Origin of the sequence: Streptomyces sp. NPDC059524, from assembly GCF_042749255.1 — a bacterium.
Classification (GTDB): Bacteria; Actinomycetota; Actinomycetes; order Streptomycetales; family Streptomycetaceae; genus Streptomyces; species Streptomyces xanthii.
In genome coordinates, this window is sequence record NZ_JBHYTK010000300.1 from 1,650 (window position 1) to 3,255 (window position 1,606).

The following is a 1,606-nucleotide window of genomic DNA, read 5'->3' on the forward strand; positions in this document are numbered from 1 at the left end:
AGGAACCGTACGGTTCCGGGGCCTTCGGCGTGATGGCTCAGGCGCGCTCAGCCGAGGATCACTTGGTGATGTCCTCGATCTCCTCCTCGGGCTCGCGGCCCGGGGTGGTGAGGTTGAACTTGGTGATCGCGAAGCGGAACAGCGTGTAGTAGACCGCCGCGAAGACCAGGCCGATCGGGATGATCAGCCAGGGCTTGGTGGCCAGGTTCCAGTTCAGCGCGTAGTCGATGAAGCCCGCGGAGAACGTGAAGCCCGCGTGGACGCCCAGGGCCCAGGTGATCGCCATGGAGACAGCCGTGAGCACCGCGTGGATCGCGTACAGGACCGGCGCGATGAACATGAACGAGAACTCGATCGGCTCGGTCACACCGGTGACGAACGAGGTCAGGGCCAGCGAGACCATCATGCCCATCACGGCCTTGCGGCGCTCGGGGCGGGCGGAGTGCGCGATGGCGATCGCGGCGGCCGGCAGGCCGAACATCATGATCGGGAAGAAGCCCGACATGAATTGGCCGGCGGTCGGGTCACCGGCGAAGAAGCGGTTGAGGTCGCCGTGCACGACGGCGCCCGTCGCGTCGGTGAAGTCGCCCAGCTGGAACCAGGAGACGGTGTTCACGAACTGGTGCATGCCCACCGGGATGAGCGCACGGTTGATGAGGCCGAAGAGACCGGCGCCGCCGGCGCCGAGGCCGGTCATCCACTCGCCGAAGTTCGAGATGCCCTCGCCGATGGGCTCCCAGACCAGGCCGAAGAAGACGCCCATGATGACGCCGACGAAGGCCATGATGATCGGGACGAGTCGGCGGCCGTTGAAGAAGCCGAGCCAGTCGACGAGCTTCTTGCGGTGGAACTTCTGCCACAGGACGGCGGCCAGCAGACCCATGATGATGCCGCCGAGGACACCCGGGTTGTTGTACGTCGCCGCGACGTCGACGCCCTTGTTCTTCGTCGTGTTGACGACGGCTTCGGCGACCGGGAACGCCTTCAGCACGTTGCTGTAGACGAGGAAGCCGACCAGCGCGGCGAGCGCCGTCGAACCGTCGGACTTATTCGCGAAGCCGATCGCGACGCCGATGCAGAAGAGCATCGGGAGGTTGTCGAAGACCGCGCTGCCCGCGGTCGCGAAGACGGCGGCGACCTTGTGCCAGCCGAGGCCGTCGTCGCCGAACACGTCAGGCTGTCCGAGACGGAGCAGGATGCCCGCGGCCGGAAGGACGGCGATCGGCAGCTGAAGGCTGCGGCCGACCTTCTGCAGACCCTGGAACAGGCCGGAGCCCCGCTTCTTCGCGGGCGCCGCCGTGGCGGTGGCCGTACTCATTGCTTCCTCCAAGATGGCAAGGCGCCGCCCTGGACGTCCGTCGGACACCCCTCGGACAACCCTCGTTGGTCTACACCACTCACTGGTGTAGACCAGTTTTAACATGTGAGTTCCGCGTAAGGAACCCGCTGTGGCGGCCGTTACGCCTTCGTGAGGTCCAGGCGTGACGAAGGGCCCCCCGACCAGAGGTCCGGGGGCCCCTAGCGGGGGGGGGGGGGCGGCGGGGGGGCCGGCACCCCGAGGTGTCGGCCACGACCACCACCACCGGGTGGCGGCCCCGGGGCTTGT

Annotated in this window: 1 protein-coding gene; it reads right to left on the reverse strand. The window is 67.4% G+C overall.

The annotated features are described in order from the left end of the window. Positions 1-58: 58 nt before the first annotated feature. The gene (locus ACFW9D_RS38285; protein ID WP_384630090.1) at positions 59-1,318 is read right to left on the reverse strand and encodes a PTS transporter subunit EIIC; all 1,260 of its coding nucleotides are present in this window, start codon (positions 1,316-1,318) and stop codon (positions 59-61) included. Positions 1,319-1,606 lie beyond the last annotated feature (288 nt).

Coding starts and splice junctions, on each gene's coding strand:
- ACFW9D_RS38285 (WP_384630090.1), bottom strand. CDS start 1,318: ATGAGTACGGCCACCGCCACGGCGGCGCCCGCGAAGAAGCGGGGCTCC.